Origin of the sequence: Paenibacillus sp. FSL R7-0312, assembly GCF_038004445.1 — a bacterium.
Lineage (GTDB): Bacteria > Bacillota > Bacilli > Paenibacillales > Paenibacillaceae > Paenibacillus_AQ.
Map to the genome: position 1 here is coordinate 49,613 of NZ_JBBORE010000001.1, position 24,201 is coordinate 73,813.

Sequence of the window (24,201 nt, forward strand, 5' to 3'; positions counted from 1 at the left end):
ATCCCGTCCGTTGGCCAGCTCGTCCTGCACCAGAATAGCTTTGAGGTGAATCAGCACCTCTCTGGGCCAATTCAGGCCTATTTGAGTCTGCTTGATTGGCTTGAACGGGCACGGGTCCTTTCTTCACGCCGGTTGGAATCCCATAGCTCCTTATGCATCCAGCCTGAGAATACGAGCATTACAAGGGTCAGAATCAGGACATATTCCCTCATGATGTCCGATAGGCTGCCGTCTGTATTATATCCGAGAATGATGTTCAGCCGTCCCCACAACAAATTGAGACATAGCAGTGCTACAGCCCCGTAGGTAACCCATACACTCCGGAGATACAAATTATACGTCCGCAAGGCGCCTCGTCCCATAAAATATCTGCGGTAACGGATAACATAAGCAGTAAAAGCCATAAAGGCTATCGTTTCCAGTGTGATTAGTGTCAAGTCAACAATTTCCATGCAGATCATCTCCCCTTCTACCTAAGCCGGTACGGTGCAGATCAATGAGTTTCTCCAGATCATTGGATTCGTACGCTTCCTGAATTTTGCCCAAGGTATCTATCTCATGCTCCACACGGCAGGGCTTTACCTCGTGTTTTCTGAATATATCGAGGAGCTTCACTTGTTGACGACCTCCTCATCTTTAGGTTTTTTCTCCGCATGGCCTCTCTCGATTAGCAGCTTCACGAGCGTACGGTTATATTCATTCAACTGCTTTTCGTTCTCTTCATCACGTTTCTGGTAATTCTGAATCACTTTCTCTTTGTTCGCAATTTGCTTAATACTCCAGATTAATGCAGTAGATAACAGGACATTTAGCACGACCGAACCATTGTTATTCACAAAAAGGCCAGTCAATGCACTGAAATCCATGGATAGTCCCCCCGTTCCTATAATGAAATCTGAATTCTGTCATCAGAAATGAATGCGCCCTTTACCCCCTGTCCACTTTTTCGCCACAAGCCATTGCTACCGCTCCAACCACAACACCCTCATAGTAATCTACTCTTTCAAATGCAATTCTGATTGGGTAGAGCAGTATATTGTTAAAAAAGCTGGGTACATAAAATAAAAAAAAGCAGTTCATCCCCAAGCGGAATGACTGCTTTTTCAGATCACACTAAAGTTCATTCGTCATAACGGTGAATATTTGCACTTCTGCCACTGCCCGCCCCAGATTTCTTATCCTCACTATATCATACCCACTAATTCTTCCCAGGCACCATTCTTCAAAAAGACCGGAATGATCTCAAGCGGGGCTGCGGCTTCAAGGGTCTGCCCGCCTGCATACACGCTCCCGCTGTGAAGCTCCGTCCATCGGGCCCCGGCAGGCAGGTAGACACTGCGCCTTGAAGCTCCCTCCTCCAGCACGGGGGCCACCAGCATATCCGGTCCGAACATATATTGGTCCTCCAGCTCCCAGCAGGTCTCCTCCTGAGGGAAGTCGTAGAACATAGGCCGGATAACAGGTGATCCCTTCTCATGAGCCTCCTGCATCAGGCTGCGGGTATAAGGGCGCATGGCTTCACGAAGATTCATATACTTCACGAGAACCGGATAGACCTCCTCCCCGAAGCTCCACACCTCATTGTCGTTTCCGGTGAACAGGGCTTCCGAGCCGTCTTGGCGGTATACCTTCTCTGTTGTCTGACGGTCACCGTGCAGACGCATTACGGGACAGAAGGCTCCGTACTGGAACCAGCGCACCAGCAGCTCCCGGAAGCTCTCATTGCCAGGGTCTCCGCCGCTAAAGCCGCCAATATCTGTAGTCCACCACGGAATGCCTGCGATCCCCATATTCAATCCCGCACACAGCTGCCGCCGAAAATCAGTCCACGAGCTATGGATGTCGCCGGACCAGACTAGTGCACCGTAGCGCTGGCTTCCTGCCCACGCACAGCGAACAAGATTAACCACATTCCGCTGTCCTTCAGCTATCATCCCGTCGTAGAAGGTACGGGAGAACAGCTGGGGATATATGTTGCCGACCTGCACATTGGGTCCCATCCGGTAGCGGTAATTATCAAAATCATATACCCCGTATTCCGGCTCCGCCTCATCGAGCCAGAAGAGTTGAATCCCGCTGTCATAGTAATTTTCTTTGCACTTCTTCCAGACATAACGGCGCGCTTCGGGATTGGTCGCATCATAGAATACGCTCTCACCGCCAAAACGCATACAGATATTAACCCCCATTTCAGGTTTGACCAGAAGGTTCTTCTGGCGCATCTCCTCGAAATTCTCACTCTGCAGGTCAATCTGCGGCCACACCGATACCATTAACTCAATGCCTAGTTGCTTGAGCTCCTCCACCATCGCCTTCGGATCAGGGAAGAATTCCTCCTCGAAGCGGAAATCCCCCATTTTGGGCCAATGGAAAAAGTCGCATACAATCACATCAATCGGCAGGCTGCGGCGTTTATACTCACGGGCCACTTCCAGGAGCTGTTCCTGGTTCCAGTACCGCAACTTGCACTGCCAGAACCCAAGCCCATATTCAGGCATCATCGGCACAAATCCGGTAACGCTTGCATAATTAGCCTCAATGTCAGCCGGTGCATCTCCTGCAGTAATCCAATAATCCAGCTGCTTCGTGCTTTCCGCCACCCATTCCGTGACATTCTTGCCGAAGCTGACCCGGCCGACAGCCGGATTATGCCACAGCAACCCGTATCCCAGACTCGACAGTACAAAAGGAACACTGGCCTGCGAATTCCGGTGTGCAAGCTCAAGATTGCAGTACTTAATATTCAGAATATCCTGCTGGTATTGCCCCATTCCGTATAGCTTCTCGGCTGCGTTCGATTCAAAGCTTGCAGTCAAGCGGAAATCACCTCCGATGATAGGCTTGAACTTACGGGCAGAAAGATTCAGACTGCCATGGTTGTCTAATTCCTCCAGAAGCAGTGTTCCCTCTTGATTATAAAAGCTGATCCGGCAATTCTTGAACCAGCTGTGATACCGCAGAATGGCCTTGAGCTTACCATGACGGATGGAGGCTTCATGCCCGTTGATGACAATCTCCACTTCTTCATTATCCTGCGCCAGCAGCGCATAATCCGTGTCAAGAATATCTCCCATCATCGCACTGCGTACGCGAAGACTGTCCTTGCCCCATGCCTCCAGGCATAACGTCTCCCCGTTTCCCTGCCAAATCAGCCGATTGTCTGAACTCTGAAAAATATCCATATTCCCTCCAGTTCCCTCCAAGCTTTCAACTGCACTCTAATTCCGAATTGAATTCCGGTAATCCATCGGCCGGCAGCCATACATTTTCTTGAACGTCTCCGTGAATCGGTTGACATTGCTGAAGCCTGTCATTTCGGCAATCTCCATGATTTTTTTATCCGTCGTCTCCATCAGACCAACGGCTTCCGATATCCGGTATTCATTCAGAAACTCCAGGGGAGTAAGATCAAATTGCTTCTTCATAAAGCGGCAGAAGTAAGACGGGCTCATATTGACCTGCCGCGCCATTTCTGTAAGTGTGATCCGTTTGCTGTAATTCTGCTGGACATAGGCCAGCGTTTTTTTGGCCAAGAGGGAGCTGTTGCCCCCGCGTGACTGTCCGGGCAACGCTGGTCTGCTGAACTCGGCAGCACACTTCTCCAGACGGTACAATACCTCAAACAGCTTGGCCTTAACCAGCATCTCAAAGGCGTGAGGCTCCTGCTGGTAAATATCACATACTTCCTCCAATAGAGGAATAAGACGAAGTTCTGCCTCCATTTCGCGCTTGATCAAGACGGGATAGCGACTGTTGTTCAGGAACAAGGGAAGAATATATTGCTGTTGAATCTGATCATTCTCCAGACTGGAGAGAAAATTGAAGTGTACCAGCACCGCATAAAAAACGATCTCCTCCTGCTGCAGCCGGATCGCGGAATGCAGCAGGTTCGGCTGAATAAAGACCATTTCCCCGCTCTGAACAACAAACTTCTCCTGCCCGACGTGAAACTTTGCAGAGCCTTTGACCATAACGAGCAGTTCCAGTTCCTCATGCCAATGTGAATACAGCACAAGATTGTTCATCGGATGCACCTTTGTCATATGCGCACTCATGCGGAACTCCCTGCTGCCATGCGTCAGTATTTCCTTCATATCCCGTGATACCGGTACACCTTTGAAAGCCGGCAGTTCAAGACTTTTTTTCATATAAGCCTCCCTCCCGGTTTGAAAAAAGCAGCCCTTCACATTTCTGACTTAGCCCTTCACGGCGCCGATCATTACACCTTTTTCAAAATATTTTTGAATAAACGGATAGATCATCAGCACCGGAACCGTGGAAACGATGATTACAGCGTATTTAATCTGATCCGCAAACTGCTGGGCATAGCTGCCGGCTCCCGCCCCGGCGCCTGACCCTGCTCCGCCTGCAAAGGTCTGATTAGACAGCAGAATGTTGCGCAAAATAATCTGCAGAGGCTGAAGACTATCGGTATTAATATAGAGCAGCGCGTTAAAGAAGTCGTTCCAGTGTCCCACCATATAATAGAGTGTGATCACGGAAATCACCGCTTTGGACAGTGGAATCACAACAGAGATAAAATAGCGAAAATGTGAGCATCCGTCCAGTGTAGCCGCCTCGTAAAGCTCTTCCGGGATTGAGCTTTCAAAGAAAGTTCTTGTAATAATGAGATTGAAAACACTTATTGCCCCGTTAATGATCATTACCCAAGGGGTGTTCAGCAGATGCAGGTCACGGATAAGCAGATACGTGGGAATCATCCCGCCGCCAAAATACATGGTAAACACAAAGAGCGGCATAATCACCCGGCGGGCCTTGAACTTCCGGTGAGCCAGCGCGTAAGCAGCCGGCAGCGTAACCAGCAGATTCAGAATAGTGCCAAGCACCGTGTAGACAATCGTGTTGAAATATCCCTGCCATATGCGGGTATCCTTAAAAATCTGTTCATAGCCGTAAAAATTAATATCCTTCGGCCAGAGAATAACCTTCCCCTGGCTGACCATTGTCGAATTGCTGACTGAAGCGATGATGATAAAATACAACGGATACGCTACCATCAAAAATGCGGCAATACTCACAAGCACAACAATCAGTGTATACAATCTGTCTGCCATGCCGCCCGAATAGACCGTATGTTGCGAATGAGAGGCTTGTCTGCGTGACATCCCATCCCCTCCTTACATTAGACTGATGTTAGAAGATTTTTTGGCCAGCGAGTTGGCCAATATCAGGAACATGAAATTAATGACTGTATTAAACAATCCCACAGCCGATCCGAAGCTGAACTGATTGGACTTCACCCCTACGTTAAATACATAAGTAGAGATAACCTCAGATACCGATTTGTTGAGACTGTTCTGCATGAGAAAGGTTTTCTCAAAGCCGACGCTCAGAATGTTCCCCATATTCATAATCAGCAAAATAATAATGGTCGGCAGGATTGCCGGAATCTCCACATGCCAGACGGTTTGCCAGCGGTTCGCGCCATCAATCCGGGCGGCATCATACTGCTGTGAATCTACCGAAGACAGTGCTGCAATGAAGATAATGCTGTTCCAGCCGCAGGTCTGCCAGATGGCAGAGATGACATAGACGGGCACGAACGACCCTGGATCGCCTATGAGATTAGTATCCGCCGGGAGTAAATGCAGTGTTTTGAGCAAACCGTCGATAAGCCCTGTTGTAGGGGAGAGCATGATCTGCAGCAACGCTACAAGGACAACGGTGGAGATGAAGTAGGGCATATACACGGTAGTCTGCAGCACACGCTTACGCTTATTGCTTCGGATCGAATTCACTACCAGCGCCAGCAGAATAGGCATAGGGAAGCCAAACAAGATAGAGACAAACGCGATGACAAAAGTATTCCTCAGCGTAGGCCAGAACATGGGACTATTGAAATACTGCTCAAAATACTTAAATCCGACCCAATCGCCACCTGTCAGCCCTTTGCTGAAATCAAAATCCCGAAAGGCAAGCTGAATTCCGTACATGGGACCATAGCAGAAAATAGCAATGTAAATAATAGCCGGAAGAACCATAATCCACAGCTGATACTGTCCTCCCAGCTTCTGCAGCCAGCTCTTCCCTTGAAGGGTGTGCTGCGATCCGTTTAGTTGTGCCTGCTTCATAACAAGCTCCCCTTCCATGAGGTTTCTATTTCAAGGTCGAGAGGTATTCCTCGTAAGCTTTTTGACGGATCTGCAGATTCTGTTCAAGACCGGAGCTGTTGACACTTGCCACGTAGGCGTCCCACTCGCTCTCGATATTTGCCTTCGTTGTCAGCCAGTTGGCCCATTTTTGATCGGTGATATTATTGATGTTCGCCTGATTCATGGCCAGTGTATTCGTGTCTTCCGTACTGTATTTCATAAATGTCTGCGGGTAGATATTTGTTTTCGGATCTGCCTTGTTAAGCAGCTCCGTATAAATGTCTTTCTCTTTCAGTACACTTTGCATATCCGTGCCCAGCTTCAAATTGTCCTTCAGTTCATCGGCAATATACATCGGGCCGTTATCCGCGAACGAGTTCGTCCATTTCCAAGAGCCCGGGTCAAGCGAAGAATCTGCAGGCGGCAGAACCTGATACGTCCCGTCCCCGTTATCCTTAATTCCCTTGTCCGTATCGTTCATTCCGCCAAACAACACTTGCATACTGACCGTCGGATCATAGAAAGCGTCGATGAACCGCATGGCGGCATCCTTCTTTTTGGAGCTGGCGCTTATGGAAACGGCATTGGCTCCATAGTTCTGGAAGTAGTAGTCATTGCTCCAGTACAGCTCATTGGTGGAATCTGCATGCTCCTTGAGCTGCGAGAGTGAAATGTACTGATCCTTCAGTTCATTGCCGAAACGGTCACCCGTTTCCCAGCCCCAGGTGAAGCCCACTTTGGCTGTAGTCCCGTTGCCCCGGGCCAGTGACTGGAATTTCGAGTAGTCCTGCGTAACGGCTTCCTTGTTGATCAGGTTCTGGCCGTACAGCTTCTGGAGGAATTGCATCAAGGTCTTGAAGCGCTCATCCACATAGAAATTCTTGACTTGGGCGTCTTCTGTGAAATACCCGTCACCGGCACTGTTGGACAAAGGCAGACCCAGGCTGCCCAGCAGCAGCTTCGGAGTGAAATCCCACCCGATCGGGTTGAAGTCCATCGGTACCTCATCCGTCTTGTCGCCATTCTGATTCGGGTCCCCGTCCCGGAAAGCAATCAGCACCTGCTCAAGCTCATCCCAGGTGGCTGGCACCTTGAGGCCAAGATTGTCAAGCCAGGTCTTGTTGATAAACATGGTGGCTGTGGAGCCGGGCCAGATCCCCTTATATCTTGGGGTACCATAGATTTTCCCGTCCATCTGCGTGGCAAGCGCTTTCAATTCAGGATGTTCGCTGAACATCTTTTGTATATTGGGGGCTTCCTTTTCAATCAGTGGCCCCATATCCTCAAATAATCCGTTAAACTGGACAAAATCTGAATTTTGGGTAGCATTAAACAACAAATCCGGTATTTCCCCGCTTGCAAAAAGCGCACTTTTCTTCTGATCCCAGTCTGCTGAGATTTGCTGCCACTCAATATCTACATTTGCCTTCTCCTCCAAATCCATGAGCCACTTCATTTGAGTAACGTCCTTGGTCAGGGAATGCTTTACAATGATAGCCTTCAACTTTGTTTTTTCTGCGGGTGAGTTCGTGCCGGTATTCGTTGAATCCGGACTATTCTCCTTGCTGCAACCCGCCAATACCGCCCCAATCAAGCAACCTGTCATTAAGACGGCAAGGAGTTTCTTCGTTGTCACTACACATACCCCCTAATTGTAATTAATCAACTTACTATGCTTAAGGGCAAGGCCCTGTCTGCCAAAAAAATTCCAACAATTAATACATTAAATAGATTAATTATTAATTAAAGCGTTATCATAATTATAGATGCTCTTCTTGTACTGTGTCTCACCGTATATTACCTTTTAATCATCGTATTTTGACCCTTTTGGCTGTGGCCTGTCTCAATGAGGAGGATCTGTTTGCTTCCGGATAAGAAGCCACAGAAGTGTAAACTAGCCGGAAGAAGGGCAGTTCATCATAAGGGGGCCCGTCCATCATGAAATTAATCCTGTTCGGGGAATCGACGAATAATGACCAAATTCTTGTTTCAACCATTGAAAAACCTGTTGACTTGTATTTGCATTGTCCCTATAATCAGTCTATGACTTTTCATGTAAGGAGATCTGACATGATTATTGTGGATGAAGTATACCAAAATGTTGTATATCATCTGACTAGCGAGGAAATAAAGGACCTCATTGAACGCCTCAAGGTCAGGAAAGAAGAAGAAATCGAGGGAATTAAGAGTAAAATCAATAAATATGAACAAAAAAGGCGGGCAGAAGAGGCAATGTACCAATCCCTCTCCCCCATCCGGAAATGGTTTGCAGGGCATCCGGCGAGCCATCACACAGCCGTAGAATATATTGTTCATGTCAAAGAGCGGTTCAAACAAATAGACCGCATTAAAAGAGACATCCAAGAATTGAACCAGGTCTTGCTGCTGCTCGCTTCTCGTCCGGCTACGGAAGAGATTCCGCTGTCGCCTGAAATCATAAGAGAGATCAAATTCATTAGGGGCATGGAGGCAATATAGAAATGAACGTAACACTGGAATCGCTTGGCGGAGGTGTAGATACGATTTGGGTCGTATTGAGCGCCGCTATGATTTTGCTGATGGAGGGCGGTTTCGCTCTGCTGGAGGCCGGTTTTGTACGATATAAAAACAGTGTGAACATTATTATGAAAGTGTTCGCAGATATTACTATTGGAACGCTGATTTTTTATATTTTTGGATTTGGGCTAATGTACGGCAAAGATGCCGGCGGTTTAGTAGGCACCAGCGGATTTATGCTTGGCGGTGATCTCTCCCATCTTCATTTCACCATCTCGATGGATACCTTCTGGCTTTTCCAGGCGGCTTTTACCATTGCCGTTATCTCCATCGTATCAGGTGCGGTTGCTGAACGAATCAATTTCCGCGCTTATCTGCTGTACATCATATTAATGACCGGCCTGATCTATCCTCTAGGCGGTCACTGGGCCTGGGGCGGCGGCTGGCTTAGCCAGTTAGGCCTGCAGGACTTCGCTGGTTCAGCTGTTATTCATGCCCTGGGCGGATTCTCGGCACTGGCGGCGGCTATGGTGATCGGCCCCAGAAAGGGCAAGTTCAATGAGGCCGGGAATAGCACCGTTGCTCTTCCGAGCAACCTGCCGCTCGCTTCAGTGGGTGCCTTCCTGCTCTGGTTCGGCTGGTTCGGCTTCAACGCAGGCAGCACCTTAAGTGCTACCGATGTCCGGATCGGGCATATCGCTATTACCACGATGCTGTCGGCGGCGGCAGGCGGCGGGATCACCCTGATCTACACCTTATTCCGTTACCAGCGTTCAGATGCACCTTCCGTCATTAACGGTTCGCTCGCCGGTCTGGTCGGGATTACCGCCGGCTGTGCGTTTGTCAGTGACGGTGCAGCCATCCTGATTGGCGCCGTCTCCGGTCTGCTTATGATGGCGGCTGCCAACTGGCTGGAAGCCCGCCGTATCGATGATCCCGTCGGCGCCTTTCCGGTACATGCCGTATCCGGCGCTTGGGGAACTGTGGCTGTAGGTTTGTTCGCTACCGATGGCGGACTGCTCTATGGCGGAGGCTGGCACCAGCTCGGGGTGCAGCTCCTTGGTCTTGTCACATTGGCAGTCTGGGGGTTCGCAACCACCTGGTGCGGGCTGAAGCTGATTGGTAAGCTGGTTCAGGTACGGTCCAGTGAGGAAGAGGAAGACATTGGCCTAGATATCAGTTATCACGGCATGATCGCCGCGCACCGTTCAGCCGAATTTATTGAACTTGAAGATCATTATCTGGCGGATGACGACATGGATTCCCGCAATAATACAAGAAGATAAGGGTACATCGCTCTCTGCACCACCAAACCCCAATTATTGTGGACACAAACAACGCCCTTTCACTTTCCAACAGGAATGCGAAAGGACGTTTTGTTTTGTGCATCAAACGAAAAATAATGATACTATGTATGATGGGTAAAAGACTTTGCTATAGATTCTATCGATTTATATGTTGCAACAGGAGAAGATCATATGAGTAACGAACCAAATTTTTGGCTTGATTTACCAAAACCGTTTTTTATATTAGCACCCATGGAAGACGTCACAGATATTGTATTTCGTCACGTCATTAGTGAAGCTGCAACACCTGACGTATTTTTCACGGAATTCACAAGTACAGAAAATTATTGTCACCCTGTTGGAAAAGAAAATGTAGGGGGACGATTAATGTTCACAGATGATGAGCAACCGATTGTCGCTCATATTTGGGGCAATAAACCTGCACTTTTTGAGCAGATGAGTATTGATATGCAAAAACTTGGTTTTCGTGGTATCGATATAAACATGGGATGCCCAGCACAAAATGCCGCAACCAGTGGAAAAGGGGCTGGATTAATAAAGCATCCTGAAGTTGCAGCAGAAATTATTCAAGCTGCAAAAGCAGGTGGATTGCCGGTTAGTGTTAAAACAAGATTGGGTTACTCTAAAATTGATGAGTGGCGTGATTGGTTAGGACATATATTGAAACAAGATATTGCGAATCTTTCCATTCATCTTCGTACCAAAAAAGAGATGAGTAAAGTAGCTGCACACTGGGAACTAATTCCTGAAATAAAACAATTGCGCGATGAGATTGCTCCACATACGTTGTTAACCATTAATGGAGATATTCCGGACCGCGCAACAGGATTACAATTAGTAGAACAATACGGCGTTGATGGTGTCATGATTGGCCGCGGTATTTTCACCAATCCCTTTGCTTTTGAGAAAGAATCTAAAGAACATAGCGCGAAGGATTTTCTCAATTTACTTCTTTTACAGTTGGATCTTCACGATAAATATTCAACAGAAACCCTGCCACGTTCATTTAGACCCCTTCTTCGCTATTTCAAAATCTATGCTCGTGGATTTAGTGGCGCAGGCGAACTAAGAGACCAATTAATGGATACCACGTCAACAGACGAAGTACGTCGTTTAGTAAAACCTCTTTTAGATCAGGAATTAGCTTAAAGCATACATGCTTATCAAAAATAATGAGAGACCTCCCAGAAGTTCAATGAACTCCTGAAAGGTCTCTCATTTTTTGCACTATGTGGTCCTGATTACCGCAGGGAGCGTTATTCTGCTCCATCGGCGATGAAATCTACCGCTTATACGCGGTCGCTCATCATCGAATTACTTCGATAATGATTTGATTACATCATGCCGCCCATACCGCCCATGCCGCCCATATCAGGCATTCCGCCCTTTTCCGGTTCTGGCTTGTCAGCGATAACAGCTTCAGTGGTCAGGAACATTGCAGCTACGGAAGCCGCGTTCTGCAGAGCATAACGGGTTACTTTCGCAGGGTCAACGATACCCGCTTCGAACATGTTTACCCACTCATCGGTAGCAGCGTTATAGCCGATACCTACAGCTTCTTTTTTCAGACGGTCCACGATAACGGAACCTTCCTGGCCTGCGTTAGCAGCGATGGTGCGAACAGGTTCTTCCAGTGCGCGCAGCACGAGGTTAACGCCGGTTCTTTCGTCGCCTTCAGCTACTACAGCAGCAACAGCAGCATATACGTTCACAAGAGCAGTACCCCCACCGGATACGATACCTTCTTCAACCGCAGCGCGGGTTGCGTTCAGGGCATCTTCGATGCGGAGCTTGCGCTCTTTAAGTTCAGTTTCAGTAGCAGCACCGACTTTGACAACGGCTACGCCGCCAGCCAATTTAGCCAGACGCTCCTGCAGTTTTTCTTTGTCGAACTCGGAAGTCGTTTCTTCCAGCTGGGAGCGGATTTGGCTTACACGTGCATTGATATCCGCTTTGTCGCCGCTTCCGTCTACGATTGTCGTGTTTTCTTTGGTTACGCGCACTTGGCGTGCGTTACCCAGTTGCTCGATGGAAGTGCTTTTCAGATCCAGTCCAAGCTTCTCAGTGATCACTTGGCCGCCTGTCAGAGCAGCGATATCCTGCAGCATAGCTTCACGGCGGTCGCCGAATCCAGGAGCTTTAACAGCTACAGCATTGAACGTTCCGCGCAGCTTGTTCACGATCAGCATTGCCTGAGCTTCGCCTTCGATATCTTCAGCGATAATAACCAGCGGACGCGCCTGTTGAACGATCTTCTCCAGCAAAGGAAGAATTTCCTGAGTGCTGCTGATCTTCTTGTCAGTGATCAGGATGTACGGGTTCTCCAGAACAGCTTCCATTTTGTCCGTATCTGTAATCATGTACGGGGAAATGTAACCGCGGTCGAACTGCATACCTTCTACCACTTCAAGCTCAGTCAGGAATCCGCGGGATTCTTCAACGGTGATAACGCCGTCTTTGCCGACTTTTTCCATAGCTTCAGCAATCAGTTGGCCTACTTCTTCGTCAGCAGCAGAGATAGCAGCTACTTGGGCGATAGACTGGGAATCTTCGATAGGCTTGGAAATTCTCTGCAGTTCAAGAACAGCAGCTTTAACCGCTTTGTCGATCCCTTTACGCATAACCATAGGGTTAGCGCCTGCAGTAACGTTCTTCAGACCTTCGCGGATCATGGCTTGAGCCAGAACTGTTGCAGTTGTAGTACCGTCACCGGCTACATCGTTAGTCTTGGTAGCAACTTCTTTAACAAGCTGCGCGCCCATGTTCTCGAATGCATCTTCAAGCTCGATTTCTTTGGCGATAGTAACACCATCATTAGTGATCAGCGGGCTGCCGAATTTCTTCTCAAGCACCACGTTACGGCCTTTAGGTCCGAGTGTAACTTTAACCGCATTTGCCAAAGCATCAACTCCGCGCAGCATAGCGCGGCGGGCGTCTTCACTGAATTTAATTTCTTTTGCCATTGTGTTGTTAACCTCCTAAATTTTTGTCAGGAATACTTCGGTGATTCAGCTGCGTACAAAAATGACTTCGAAAGCATACGCTAAGTTTTGTGTAGCATTCGCTTCATTGATTTCACTTCGTACAAAACTCGCTTCGAAAGCATAAACTTAAGTTTTGTGTATATAAGTAATCGGGGTCTAACTTATGAAAGGCTCTAAGCAGACTAGTCAAGAATCGCGTGAATGTCGCTTTCTTTCATAATCAGATATTCTTTGCCTTCGTATTTGATTTCAGTTCCGGCATATTTCGAGAAAAGCACACGGTCGCCTTCTTTAACTTCCAGCGCTACACGAACTCCGTCTTTCAAAGCTCCGCTGCCTACAGCGATGATAGTGCCTTCTTGCGGTTTCTCCTTGGAAGAGTCCGGAAGCACGATCCCGAAAGAAGTGGTTTGCTCTTGCTCGCTTGGTTCTACCAATACGCGTTCACCTAGTGGTTTAATCATGAAAAAATAGCCTCCTTTGAAATTATGTTGTTTACCTTGAAAACATAGATTGAACTGCCGGGAATCTTAGCGGTCCTTATGGCAATGTTGAGAATCAGCATAATTAAATGCCGTTTCGCCGGCCCATTCCCTATTTTCCACAGCGTTAGCACTCAACTGCTTGCAGTGCTAACAACAATTTTTATGATACTCAACTTGAAGACGGATTTCAAGTCCTTTTACGTAAAATCGTATTTGTTTTGGGGAAAATTATGGTTTCGGGGGTTGTCCGGCACACACTCTCTTACATTCTATCCACCAGGGGGCAAAATATGCCCCCTCCATTACTCCGCCTTAATATAACGTGCTTCCCGCTGCGCATCCTCCGCCAACTGCCTCCGGTAAACGAACGCAGACAGAAATACACTGAATTCATACAGCACCAGAAGCGGAATCGTCACCAGAAAATCCGAGATGAAATCGGGCGGTGTGATCACCACAGCAATAAATACAAGTGCAAAATATGCATACCGCCGCATCCGGCGCAGGCGCAGCGGATTGAGCACTCTCAGCTTGGTCAGGAACATGACAATCAGCGGCAGCTCGAAGAGCAAGGCCAGCGGGATCACCAGACTGAACAGGAAATTGAAATATTCGGCTATGCCGTATGTCTCCTCAAGCCCCATGCTGCGTGTAATCGAGATCGTAAAGGACAAGGCCATAGGAAATACGATGTAATAGGCAAAGGCTATGCCCAGAATAAACAGAACGAACACATACGGCACATAACGCAGCGCTGCGCTGCGTTCAACAGGCCGGAGGCCCGGGCTGATAAAGGCCCACAGCTGAAAGACAATAAACGGCACGGAGAACGCCAGTGACACGGCCATGGCAATCTTCATGTACATGCCGATCCCGTCCCAGAAAGAGAAGGCATGCAGCACGAATCCCTGGGCAGGGTCAGCACTGATAAGATACAAATAGATCGGTTTGGCAACGAACAACCCGAGTACAAGTCCGGCTGCAAATACAATCAGCACGTAGATAAGCCGTCTGCGCAGCTCAGTCAGATGATCGACCAAAGACATTTCTTCCGCTTCCAGAGACATGACTGACACCACCCGAAATGACATATAAAATGGCTATATAGATTAGAGAAAAAAGGAGCGCCGCCCCAGTCTGAAGCAGACCTGGGAAAGACGCCCCTGCGTAAGTGGATGGAAATTATTCCGGCAGACGGCGGTCCTGCGGAAGTTCTGCTGCTACAGTCTGCGGAGCCGGGGGAGCAGGCACTTCACTCTTCCGGGCCGATTCCGGTTCATTAATGATCTCCCGCGCCCCGTCCTTGAATTCACGGAAGGTACGTCCGACTGCCCGCCCAAGCTCAGGAAGCTTATTCGGGCCAAAGAGCAGGAGCGCCAAGATAACCAACAGAATAATTCCGGGTGCACCAATACCATTTAGCATTACCATTTCCTCCCATCACTCTATCCGTTCATGATATCGTTAACGATAAATTAATAATACCATAACTTATATCACACATCCATCGTCTAGAGTGACGAATCATGCTGAAGTTACCGGAGCATGTGCTATTATTGGCGATATTGCCCGGTAACCATCAGCAAGGCTTCAGGCAGCTGATCCATAATAGCCGCCAGGTTCTCATGCACACCCTTAGGATTGCCGGGCAGATTGACAATTAATGTCCGGCCGCGGATGCCGCAGATTCCCCGGAACAACATCACCGCCCGGTTCTTCTGCATCACGGTGCTGCGCATCGCCTCGGAGAGTCCAGGGACTTCACGTTCAATGACACGCCGTGTAGCCTCCGGTGTAACATCGCGGATCGCCAGATCGGTTCCTCCGGTAGTCAGCACCAGATCCGCCTGGAAATAATCCGTCAGTTCAATCAATGCAGCAATAATCTCATCCTGCTCATCGGGTACGATCCGGTATTCTACAATCTCGCCTCCAAGCTCCTCTTCCACCAGTTCCCGAATAACCTGGGCGCTCGTGTCTTCCCGTTCGCCTCTGGCCCCTTTATCGCTGGCCGTCAGGATTGCTGTTTTCCACGCCATAGGTTGTCCCTCCCTCTCTATGTACTATGTAAGTCCGGCTGCTTGATACAGCCGCTGCCCGCACCTTCAGCGTAAATCTCATGCTGTTAGCTATTCTTCCTCCAGCGCGTAATCGCCATTCTTGCCGCCGCTCTTGGACACCAGCAGGGTAGGTCCGATAATCATATCCTTCTGCAGCGCCTTGCACATGTCGTATACGGTCAACGCCGCTGCTGAAACTGCAGTCAGCGCCTCCATCTCCACTCCGGTTTTGCCGGTAGTCTTGACGGTTGCTTCTATATATAGTTCATCTTTGCTGTTATCCGAGAAGCTGATATCCACCCCGGTAAGCGGCAGCGGATGGCACATCGGAATCCAGGCGGAGGTCTGCTTGGCAGCCATAATTCCCGCAACCTGGGCTACGGCGAGCACATCGCCCTTGCTGATTCTGCCCGCTTTAATGGCGGTAAGCGTCTCCGGGTCCATCTGCACCCGGCTTCGCGCCGCCGCTGTCCGGCTGGTGACTTCCTTCTCGCTCACATCCACCATGCGGGCTCTGCCCTGTTCATTGAAATGAGTTAACTCCATGTCTTCCTCTCCTTCCGGCAGTCCCAAATGCCGTTCTCCGTAATCAGCACATCCATTAAGGCATCATGCTCTTCCAGCGGCACTTCAGGCACCAGCTGCAGGCTAAAGGCCAGTCCCACCCACAGGGGCCTGGCGGCAGATTCAGGAAGCTCTGCTTCCCAGGCTGCCCGCAGGCGGTCATAGTAGCCCTGCCCATAGCCGAGCCGTCCGCCGCGCAAGTCGAAGGCCAGGCCGGGTACGAATACGGCATCCGGCAGCCCGGATCTCTCACTCTTGCCGGCGTAAGCGCCGGGACCTGCTATTTCGGTTACAGGCTCCGGTATACCGTAAGCTCCCGGAGCAAGCTCTTCCCACGACCGGACCGGATGGATGCTCAGGACTCCGCTCTCCCGGACGACCCTCGGAAGCAGCACTTCATGTCCTCTGGCCCAAGCCTCAGCCAGCAGTGGGCGGCAATCCAGCTCAGAGCGGAACGGGGCATAGGCCAGCAGTGAATCCCCTTGCTCCTGAGAGAACCAGGTCAAGGCATGACTGCATACCAGAGCAGACAACCGGCCTCTCTGTTCCGCGGATAGTCCGTCCCGGAGAGCGGCCTTCCCGGCCCGCAGCTCACGCTTCCGGAGAGCAAGCCGCATGCTGCTGTCCTGCATAGGCAGCCGCCTCCTCTTCAACATGTTCCTAGCTTATCATAGTTTGTAAGCTCAGTTTACCACTCTTCTCCCCGGTTCGCCAAGGCTATGGTATTTACATTGTTAGAAGAATGTTCTGCGTACTGTCTTTGTCCGCTCCGCCGTGAAATGCCGGGAGCCCGGACAGCTGATCTGCTGCCGTCAGGACCCTCGGGAATGATGCTGCCCCCTCGCGCGGCAAACCTTTTTCATGTAAACTATAGAATAAGATTATTACAAGCCGGGCGTAATGAGCCAAGGCGAATATGCAAGGGCGGAGGTTTCATCAGAATGCTTCTTCAAGCGACAGGAATTTCGAAATCATATGGAATACAAAGCGTGCTGGACGGCATCAGCCTGATGGTCAATGAGAAGGAAAGAGTCGGTCTGGTAGGCGTCAACGGGGCCGGCAAGTCCACCTTCCTGCAGATTCTCGCAGGCGAGATGTCGTATGACAGCGGGCAAATTCATAAATCCAAAGAAACCACAATAGGGTATCTGGCCCAGAACAGCGGCCTGCAATCCGATAAAACCATTCAGGAAGAGATGCTCGCTGTTTTTGCGCCGCTGCTTGAGGCGGAGGCGGAGCTGCGGCAGCTGGAAACAGATATCGCTGATCCGGCGCTCGCGGAAGATCCGAAGCGTTATGAGGATCTGCTGGAGCGCTACGCCAGACGTTCAGACTGGTTCAAGGATCATGGCGGCTACGAGATGAACACGCGGATTCGCAGCGTCCTGCATGGTATGGGCTTCGGGGAATTTGCACCCGATACGCCGATCGCTACGCTCAGCGGCGGTCAGAAGACACGCCTGGCACTGGCGCGCATTCTGCTGCAGGCCCCTGATCTGCTAATGCTTGATGAGCCGACCAACCACCTGGACATCGAGACGCTCACCTGGCTGGAGGATTATCTGCGCGGATATCCCGGCGGTATCCTGGTGGTCTCCCATGACCGGTATTTCCTCGACCGTCTGGTCACGACCATAGTGGAAATTGAGCGGCATCAGTCCCGCAGATACACAGGCAATTACAGCCGCTATATGGAGCTGAAGGCTGCGGAATATGAGATCCGCATGAAGCAATATGAGAAGCAGCAGGACGAGATTTCGCGGATGGAGGATTTCGTACAACGCAATATTGTGCGGGCTTCCACCACCAAACGGGCACAGAGCCGGCGCAAGGCCCTCGACAAAATGGAGCGTATCGACCGGCCGCTGGGCGATCTGAAGAAGGCCAGCTTCTCCTTCGAGCCTGACTTTATGTCCGGTAAGGAAGTGCTGCAGGTCCGCGAGGTTGCAGTGGCTTTTAACGAAGGGGCTGCCCCACTGTTCCGCAATGCTTCCTTTGAGCTTAGACGCGGCGAGACAGCAGCGCTGATCGGTCCGAACGGTATTGGCAAGTCCACGCTCCTGCAGTGCATGACCGGCACCCGTGAACCCTCCGCCGGAACGGTCAACTGGGGAACCAAGGTGAAGATCGCTTACTACGATCAGGAGCAGACGAGGCTGAATCCGCGCAACACCGTTCTGGAGGAGCTATGGAGTGAGTACCCGATGCTGGAGGAAGCACGGATCCGTACCATTCTGGGCAATTTCCTGTTCAGCGGCGAGGATGTCCTGAAGAGGGTTGCCGCACTCAGCGGCGGCGAGAAAGCACGGGTAGCGCTGTCCAAGCTGATGCTTCGCGGAGCTAATATGCTGATTCTCGATGAGCCTACCAATCATCTGGATCTGGTCAGCCGTGAGGTGCTGGAAGCGGCACTGATTGATTTTGAAGGCACATTGCTGTTCATTTCCCATGACCGTTATTTCCTGAACAAAATGGCTGAGCGGGTGCTCGAGCTGCATCCTGACGGTATTGATCAGTATCTCGGTAACTATGACGACTATGTCGAGAAAAAAAGTGAACTAGAAGCCATTGCCGAGGAGGAAGCGGAGCTTGCCGCCGCCAAGTCCTCCCGGAATGCGGACAGAGAGGCTGCTGTTGCCGAGAAAGGGACCTCCCTCTCTTATGAAGCAGACAAACAGGCCAAGCGTGAGGAGCGCAACCGCCAGCGGAGAATCTCTGACCTTGAGGAGAATATCGCCAGGCTGGAGGAAGCCATCTCCGGGATTGAGCATGAAATGACCAAACCTGAGGTATATCAGGATTACCTGGCGCTTCAGGAGCATGAAAGTGATCTGAAGGACAAGAAACAGCAGCTGGCAGATTTATTTAGCGAATGGGAGCAACTGGCTGACGAATAATGTAAAGGCAGTAAAAAAATAAAATTCAACTGTTTCCGATTTGTTCATAAATAGTTATCCACAGCGCCATCCACAGTTTTCGTGCATAACTCTTGTTGGAAAATAGCCCTCCGGGGCTTTTTTTATGCGTAAAATCGCTATTCTCCTTGTCAAGGACTTTTTATCCACCGAATTATCCACATTATCCACAGTTTTCACAAAACCGTTTCAATGCATAACCTCCTGTTTATGGCCTTCGAAAAAAGGGCGTTGCTGCTGATTTTACACGGTTTTTACACAACTCGTGCGGAATATGTGGATAACGTTGTCCACAGCTTGACAAAACCCGCAATGCACCAAAATTTGTTGATAAAAAGATTAAAGCTGGACCATTTTCCTCATCGCGGTGCTCTCCAGTTTATCAGTTTCCTTAGCGGTGAAAATCCAGAGACTACGGATGATTCCGAAGTGCAAATTCCTGCGCGGAAAGCTTTTAAGCGGCCGCGACCACGGCCGCTTGTACACAATCGTTCCACCCTCTACGCTGTTTCAAGCGGGAAAAGCAATTACAAATCTCAAAACGAAAACAGTCACCCTAACAGATGAATCGAGCTGAGCGTATGCAGCTATGCGGCTTAAATGCGGCTTATGCAGCCTGTGCGGCTGATGCAGATTGTTAAAGCCAACTCACATCATTACCCAATTCAGAATACTTCCGGGGCCGCCAACGGGTGAAATCAAGGGCACTAATGCTCCTCATTTCCTCCTTTGGCCCGTATTTAGGGAAATCAAGGGCACTAATGCTCCTCATTTCCTCCTTTGGCCCGTATTTAGGGAAATCAAGGGCACTAGTGCTCCTCATTTCCTCCTTTGCTCTTAAGCCCACTTCTGACGGATTTAGAGGGATTTATCCCTTTGACTTGACCCTGCTGTCGGCTTTCTGGGGATTCAATAACGTTACAGATGAACACCATAATCTCCAAAACAATAAAAAAGACCTGCTCTCCGCGCTTGCAGCGGAAAGGCAGATCAGGGCGGATTCTACTAAACGGAATTACTCGTTTTTATCCCAATTTCTGCTGTAAAATTATACAGCATTGTGATGCTTCTGCTGAAGTCTGCCTCCGCCTCCGAATTCCTGCATTCCCGCTGCCGGACGTATGTACTGTCAGCCCGGAACGCCGTCACCGGAGACGGATCAGCAACACACTAAGATTGGATTAGACCATAACCGCCGCTCCCGGCTAAATTCCCACTTGCATTAGCAGGTGTATGAAATGGCGGTGATGAGTTTGATGGGCCTCCACGATGCATAATAATTTAGTTGGATAAACGTATCTTAATTTGGCTGTTTTGGAGCATTTGAGATCATTAAGTGGATAAATGTCATTTAAATTCATGCATTCCTTCAAGTCTGGACATTCGCAGCCGATTACTCCACAGCCCCCTAAAGAAGTTGGAGTCCTCCCCCACAAAAATGTAGACTAGATACAGGAGGAGGATGAACGGAATGGGACACTTAACAGGAACAAGAGAGAAGGCAGCGCAAGAGGTGTTGTCTGGCATTAAGGCGGCGGTGGTTGCCCGAAAGTATGGGGTGACTCCATCAACGGTGAATCAGTGGGTGAGGGATTACCGGGAAGCCCATGGGGAGCAAGATCATCCGTATCCCCAGGACCAGGTGGAGGAACGGAAGCGCCTGCTGGACGTCGAGCAGAAATATGAGAAGGCCGTCAAGATGCTCGGTGAAAAGGAGTTAGAGATTGAGATTCTGCGTGAACTGCTAAAAAAGCCAACCCCTGCTTATCCGAAAAAATCGAGGTAGCCGATATGTTCATTAAGCAGGGGAATACCGCAGCCTTGGTGCTCCGTCTCGTGGGGCTAGCAGAGTCTACGTACTACGACCGTAAGAAACGCAAGAAGCAGGAGGCACAGGCCGTCCCCCAGGGGCGTGGAAGACCCCTACCCGGCTACTCCCTGACCGAGTCGGGAGAGAAGATTAGCGACGAGCAGATCCAGGAAATGCTCCTGGAACTGGTCGCTGGAGAAGAGCACGTGTACGGGTACAAACTGCTGGCCAAGTGCTTGTGGAACCAGCACGGGCTGAGGCTCAACCACAAGAAAAGCTACCGGCTGTGTCAGGCGCTGGAGATCCTGCAGCCCCAGCGTCAGAAGCGCTTTAAGCATCCCCGGAAGCTGCCGGAGAACCGAGTCATTACCGGAGCGGGCCAGCTCTGGCAGATGGACATTAAATACGGGTATGTGGCGGGCCGGGACCGGCATTTCTTCGTCCTGAGCATTATCGATGTGTTTACCCGGGTTATCGTCGGGTATCACCGAGGATCGTCGTGTGAGGCCAAGCACGCCTGCCAGACGCTGGGACGCGCCATGGAGCAACACTGCGCCCCTGGCAGCGCGCGCCCGGTGATCCGCACCGACAACGGCCCCCAGTTCATCAGCCATCTGTTTGGCGACATGTGTGAAAGCTGGGAGATGACCCATGAACGCATTCCGCCTCGAACGCCGGATTTAAATGCTTTTATTGAATCGTTCCACAGCAATATCGATCGGGATTTGTTCCGCAAAGAGGCCTTCGACACGTTCGAAGAGGCCTATGAAGCCGTGGACCGGTACATGGACTTTTACAATAACCGCAGAATGCATACGAGTCTTCGCAACATGCCGCCAGCTACCTTTGCGGAGTGGGTGCTGACCCTAGAAGACCAGTCCTGCTTCTTCTGGCCGAGAGAAAAAGCGAAATAAAGAGCAAGGCTACGACAAGTACCGATTTTATACGGAGGACTCCGGGATAAGGGGGTCGCACCGATTAAGTGCTGATTATCCAACTGTTTCCTGGCAAGAGCTCCTCAGTCCATAAACAAGTGGAGAAAATCCACTTGTTTCCGGCCGCCGGCACCAGCAACCCCCGTGCCAGCTTCTTGCGCCGCTGCATCTCCGGATTATCCGCTAAAAAACGCGCCCCGCCATGTCGGAATGAACATGGCAAGACGCGCTTGTGGATGTTAGCGGAGCAGCATTCCGGGTAATGCTTAGCCGTTCACCGCAGTTCCCGTTTCCGGAGAATCCGCAGCCGATGCCGAGAGCAGCGCTGCATTGCAGGCAGCAATGTAAGCAATTCCCGCTGCCATCACAATATCATGATGGATGGCCGTCCCCCGGAACTTGGTGTCCTTCCATTCCACCATAACAGCAGCCTCAGCCTGGGCATCCCCGCCGCTGCCCAGAGAGTGCAGCTCCAGACCGTCGAAGCGGATATCCTCAGCGATCCCTTGCCCGATGGCGGCAATGATCGCTTCCAGCGGACCGTCTCCGGTGCTGGTGTGCGTGGTGTCTGCGCCGCTCTGCAGATGGCGCACCGTTACGGCGGCTACGCGGCGCGGCGCGCTGCCTGCCAGTACCTGCACCTCGCCGAGCGCATAGACCTGCGCCTGCTGCCCGGTGGTGCTGCTGACCATCCGCAGCAGCTCATCATCGCTGACGGCCTTCTGACGGTCAGCGGTTTCCTTGAAGGATTCATAGAGCGCGTCCAGCTCCGCTGAATCCAGGGCAATCCCGTACTTCGCTGCGCGGTCCTTCAGCGCATGCCTGCCGGAATGCTTGCCGAGGATGATCATGCTGCGCGGGATGCCCAGCCGTTCCGGGTCCATGATCTCATACGTGCTGCGGTCCTTGAGCAAGCCGTCCTGGTGGATGCCGGATTCATGCTGGAAGGCATTCCGGCCGACCACCGGCTTGTTGAAGGCAATCGGGAAATGCATCGCCCCGCTGATCATACGCGAGGTATCGTACAGCTTCTCAAGTCGGATGCCTGTCTCTGCACCGATGGCATCCCCCCGCGTTTCCAGCGCCATAACCAGTTCCTCCAGCGCACAATTGCCGGTCCGCTCGCCCACTCCGTTGACGGTGACCTCAATTTGTGTGGCACCGCCGGCAATCGCCGCCAGGCTATTCGCCACGGCCAGCCCCAGATCGTTATGACAATGGGCGCTATAGATGACCTTGTCGCCGCCCCGCGCGCCGAGCCGCACACGCCGGAACATTTCCCCGTATTCCTGCGGCAATGCATAGCCTACTGTGTCGGGCAGATTAATAATGGTTGCGCCTTCTTCAATCACCGCCTCGACCATCTCGATCAGATCATCGATTCCCGTCCGCGCAGCGTCCATGGCGGTGAATTCCACTACATCACTGAACTGGCGGGCATAGGCTGTCATCTCGCGCGCGGCGGCAACTACCTCAGGTCTGCTCTTGCGCAGCTGATGGCGCAGATGAATGTCGGAGGAGGAGATGAACAGATGAATCCTCCGCCGCTCCGCATCCCGGGTTGCCCGCACAGCAGCATCGATATCCCCTTTGACCGCGCGGGCGAAGCCGCAGATCTCTACGCCCTGAATCTTGCGGGAGATGGTCTCTACCGCTGAAAAGTCACCCGGACTGGATACGGGGAAGCCCGGCTCCATGACATCCACGCCCAGCTCCGCCAGCTTGCCGGCCAGAATGATCTTCTGCTCCGGGGTAAGGCTAGCTCCCGGGGCCTGCTCTCCATCTCGCAGCGTCGTATCAAAAATCTGAATTCGTTTCTTTACCGGAATAATCATTGTTCATCCTCCTCAAATTGGGTTCATCCAGCCAGCCTTCCAGATCAACTTCAACAAACACAAAAAACCGCCGTCTCTAATTAAAGAGACGGCGGGTCACCCCTCCGCGGTACCACTCTTTTTGACGCATAGGCTCCTGATCTCAATCCAGTCCAGGCATGCCCAAGCTGCGTCCAGCTCCGCTTCATATCTCCTTGCTCCCGTAACGGTAAGCTCGGGGGATACGAACAGTCCGGTAACGGGGACATCCGTAACGGCGTACCTGAAGCTCTTTCCGCCGCTCCGCTCACGGGCGAGATTCGCCGGCCTCCGGTGACTGCGTCGCACCACCCGCAGCTCTCTGTTCACCTTGGCCGTCTACTGCTCCCGTTCATTGCGTGTATTTCTATGAATGCCTATACCAGCGCACAAAAAAACCTGCCATCTCATTCAAGAGACGACAGGCTGTTCACCCTCGCGGTACCACTCTTGTTGATCCCCGGATCAGCAACTCTTCTGCTGCGCCTGCGGTATCCACTCAACAACCCTCTTACGGAGGTCAACCGTAACGGTGTACGAAAGGGCCCGGTCTACATTCTTCACCGGTCAGCACTCCTATCCAGAAGTACCCTGCTTCCACCGCTCCGCTCCCGGACGAGTTCAGGTCTCCTTCGACTGCGTCGCACCCGCCCGCAGCTCTCTTATCCCGGAGTTACCT

Annotated in this window: 22 protein-coding genes and 1 other annotated feature; of the genes, 6 read left to right on the forward strand and 16 right to left on the reverse strand. The window is 50.9% G+C overall.

The genetic code is table 11. The features are described 5' to 3' along the window. Nucleotides 1-77: 77 nt before the first annotated feature. From MKX70_RS00240 to MKX70_RS00275, 8 genes are all read right to left on the reverse strand, one after another. The gene (locus MKX70_RS00240) at nt 78-452 is read right to left on the reverse strand and encodes a hypothetical protein (RefSeq protein WP_340789895.1); all 375 of its coding nucleotides are present in this window, start codon (nt 450-452) and stop codon (nt 78-80) included. After that, entirely contained in the window at nt 439-615 is a 177-nt protein-coding gene (locus MKX70_RS00245; protein ID WP_156122955.1) for a hypothetical protein, read from the reverse strand. The genes MKX70_RS00240 and MKX70_RS00245 overlap by 14 nt, the downstream gene beginning before the upstream one ends. Next, complete coding sequence (locus MKX70_RS00250) at nt 612-866, reverse strand: hypothetical protein (RefSeq protein ID WP_042232989.1); 255 nt, start codon at nt 864-866, stop codon at nt 612-614. Before MKX70_RS00250 ends, MKX70_RS00245 begins: the two co-directional genes overlap by 4 nt. Nucleotides 867-1,184: 318 nt before the next feature. After that, nucleotides 1,185-3,182, reverse strand: a complete 1,998-nt coding sequence (locus MKX70_RS00255; RefSeq protein ID WP_042232988.1) for a glycoside hydrolase family 31 protein — start codon at nt 3,180-3,182, stop codon at nt 1,185-1,187. A 36-nt stretch (nt 3,183-3,218) separates the two neighbouring features. After that, nucleotides 3,219-4,148, reverse strand: a complete 930-nt coding sequence (locus MKX70_RS00260) for an AraC family transcriptional regulator (protein ID WP_340789902.1) — start codon at nt 4,146-4,148, stop codon at nt 3,219-3,221. 48 nt (nt 4,149-4,196) lie between these two features. Beyond that, nucleotides 4,197-5,075, reverse strand: a complete 879-nt coding sequence (locus tag MKX70_RS00265) for a carbohydrate ABC transporter permease (RefSeq protein ID WP_340841607.1) — start codon at nt 5,073-5,075, stop codon at nt 4,197-4,199. 63 nt (nt 5,076-5,138) lie between these two features. Beyond that, nucleotides 5,139-6,092, reverse strand: coding sequence for an ABC transporter permease (locus MKX70_RS00270; protein ID WP_445323630.1), 954 nt, complete (start codon nt 6,090-6,092; stop codon nt 5,139-5,141). Between the two features lie 25 nt (nt 6,093-6,117). After that, nucleotides 6,118-7,749 carry an ABC transporter substrate-binding protein gene (locus MKX70_RS00275; protein WP_340839333.1) on the reverse strand — a complete coding sequence of 544 codons (1,632 nt, stop codon included), beginning with the start codon at nt 7,747-7,749 and terminating at the stop codon, nt 6,118-6,120. A 302-nt stretch (nt 7,750-8,051) separates the two neighbouring features. Here MKX70_RS00275 and MKX70_RS00280 point away from each other — a divergent pair, with 302 nt between their 5' ends. From MKX70_RS00280 to MKX70_RS00290, 3 genes are all read left to right on the forward strand, one after another. Beyond that, nucleotides 8,052-8,591, forward strand: a complete 540-nt coding sequence (locus MKX70_RS00280; protein WP_340789907.1) for a hypothetical protein — start codon at nt 8,052-8,054, stop codon at nt 8,589-8,591. 2 nt (nt 8,592-8,593) lie between these two features. Next, the gene (locus tag MKX70_RS00285) at nt 8,594-9,895 is read left to right on the forward strand and encodes an ammonium transporter (RefSeq protein ID WP_340789910.1); all 1,302 of its coding nucleotides are present in this window, start codon (nt 8,594-8,596) and stop codon (nt 9,893-9,895) included. A gap of 192 nt (nt 9,896-10,087) precedes the next feature. Next, nucleotides 10,088-11,065, forward strand: coding sequence for a tRNA dihydrouridine synthase (locus MKX70_RS00290; protein WP_340839334.1), 978 nt, complete (start codon nt 10,088-10,090; stop codon nt 11,063-11,065). Nucleotides 11,066-11,250: 185 nt separating this feature from the next. Here the strand turns inward: MKX70_RS00290 and groL are convergent, their stop codons facing one another. The 7 genes from groL to MKX70_RS00325 form a co-directional block, all read right to left on the reverse strand. Continuing rightward, nucleotides 11,251-12,879, reverse strand: coding sequence for a chaperonin GroEL (gene groL / locus MKX70_RS00295; RefSeq protein WP_039302101.1), 1,629 nt, complete (start codon nt 12,877-12,879; stop codon nt 11,251-11,253). Nucleotides 12,880-13,082: 203 nt separating this feature from the next. After that, on the reverse strand, nt 13,083-13,364 hold the full coding sequence (gene groES / locus MKX70_RS00300) for a co-chaperone GroES (protein WP_039302104.1): 282 nt from the start codon (nt 13,362-13,364) through the stop codon (nt 13,083-13,085). Nucleotides 13,365-13,687: 323 nt separating this feature from the next. Then, nucleotides 13,688-14,452 carry a twin-arginine translocase subunit TatC gene (tatC, locus tag MKX70_RS00305; RefSeq protein WP_039302107.1) on the reverse strand — a complete coding sequence of 255 codons (765 nt, stop codon included), beginning with the start codon at nt 14,450-14,452 and terminating at the stop codon, nt 13,688-13,690. Nucleotides 14,453-14,567: 115 nt separating this feature from the next. Beyond that, nucleotides 14,568-14,810 carry a twin-arginine translocase TatA/TatE family subunit gene (gene tatA, locus MKX70_RS00310; RefSeq protein WP_042232982.1) on the reverse strand — a complete coding sequence of 81 codons (243 nt, stop codon included), beginning with the start codon at nt 14,808-14,810 and terminating at the stop codon, nt 14,568-14,570. Nucleotides 14,811-14,938: 128 nt separating this feature from the next. Next, a complete protein-coding gene (locus MKX70_RS00315) occupies nt 14,939-15,424 on the reverse strand; it encodes a MogA/MoaB family molybdenum cofactor biosynthesis protein (protein WP_039302112.1) in 486 nt (161 codons plus the stop codon). 90 nt (nt 15,425-15,514) lie between these two features. After that, nucleotides 15,515-15,991, reverse strand: coding sequence for a cyclic pyranopterin monophosphate synthase MoaC (gene moaC, locus MKX70_RS00320; protein WP_039302115.1), 477 nt, complete (start codon nt 15,989-15,991; stop codon nt 15,515-15,517). Continuing rightward, a complete protein-coding gene (locus MKX70_RS00325) occupies nt 15,982-16,641 on the reverse strand; it encodes a 5-formyltetrahydrofolate cyclo-ligase (RefSeq protein ID WP_340839335.1) in 660 nt (219 codons plus the stop codon). Before MKX70_RS00325 ends, moaC begins: the two co-directional genes overlap by 10 nt. Nucleotides 16,642-16,950: 309 nt before the next feature. Between MKX70_RS00325 and MKX70_RS00330 the strand changes: the two genes are divergently transcribed. The 3 genes from MKX70_RS00330 (at nt 16,951) to MKX70_RS00340 (ending at nt 21,648) form a co-directional block, all read left to right on the forward strand. Next, nucleotides 16,951-18,906 carry an ABC-F family ATP-binding cassette domain-containing protein gene (locus MKX70_RS00330; protein ID WP_340789920.1) on the forward strand — a complete coding sequence of 652 codons (1,956 nt, stop codon included), beginning with the start codon at nt 16,951-16,953 and terminating at the stop codon, nt 18,904-18,906. A gap of 1,489 nt (nt 18,907-20,395) precedes the next feature. Continuing rightward, a complete protein-coding gene (locus MKX70_RS00335) occupies nt 20,396-20,710 on the forward strand; it encodes a helix-turn-helix domain-containing protein (RefSeq protein WP_052415919.1) in 315 nt (104 codons plus the stop codon). 5 nt (nt 20,711-20,715) lie between these two features. Beyond that, the gene (locus tag MKX70_RS00340; protein WP_081956614.1) at nt 20,716-21,648 is read left to right on the forward strand and encodes an IS3 family transposase; all 933 of its coding nucleotides are present in this window, start codon (nt 20,716-20,718) and stop codon (nt 21,646-21,648) included. A gap of 287 nt (nt 21,649-21,935) precedes the next feature. Here the strand turns inward: MKX70_RS00340 and MKX70_RS00345 are convergent, their stop codons facing one another. Then, nucleotides 21,936-23,504: a 2-isopropylmalate synthase gene (locus tag MKX70_RS00345; protein WP_340839336.1), complete on the reverse strand. Its 1,569-nt coding sequence runs from the start codon at nt 23,502-23,504 to the stop codon at nt 21,936-21,938. Nucleotides 23,505-23,585: 81 nt separating this feature from the next. Then, nucleotides 23,586-23,887, reverse strand: a binding site (T-box leader). Between the last annotated feature and the right edge of the window lie 314 nt (nt 23,888-24,201).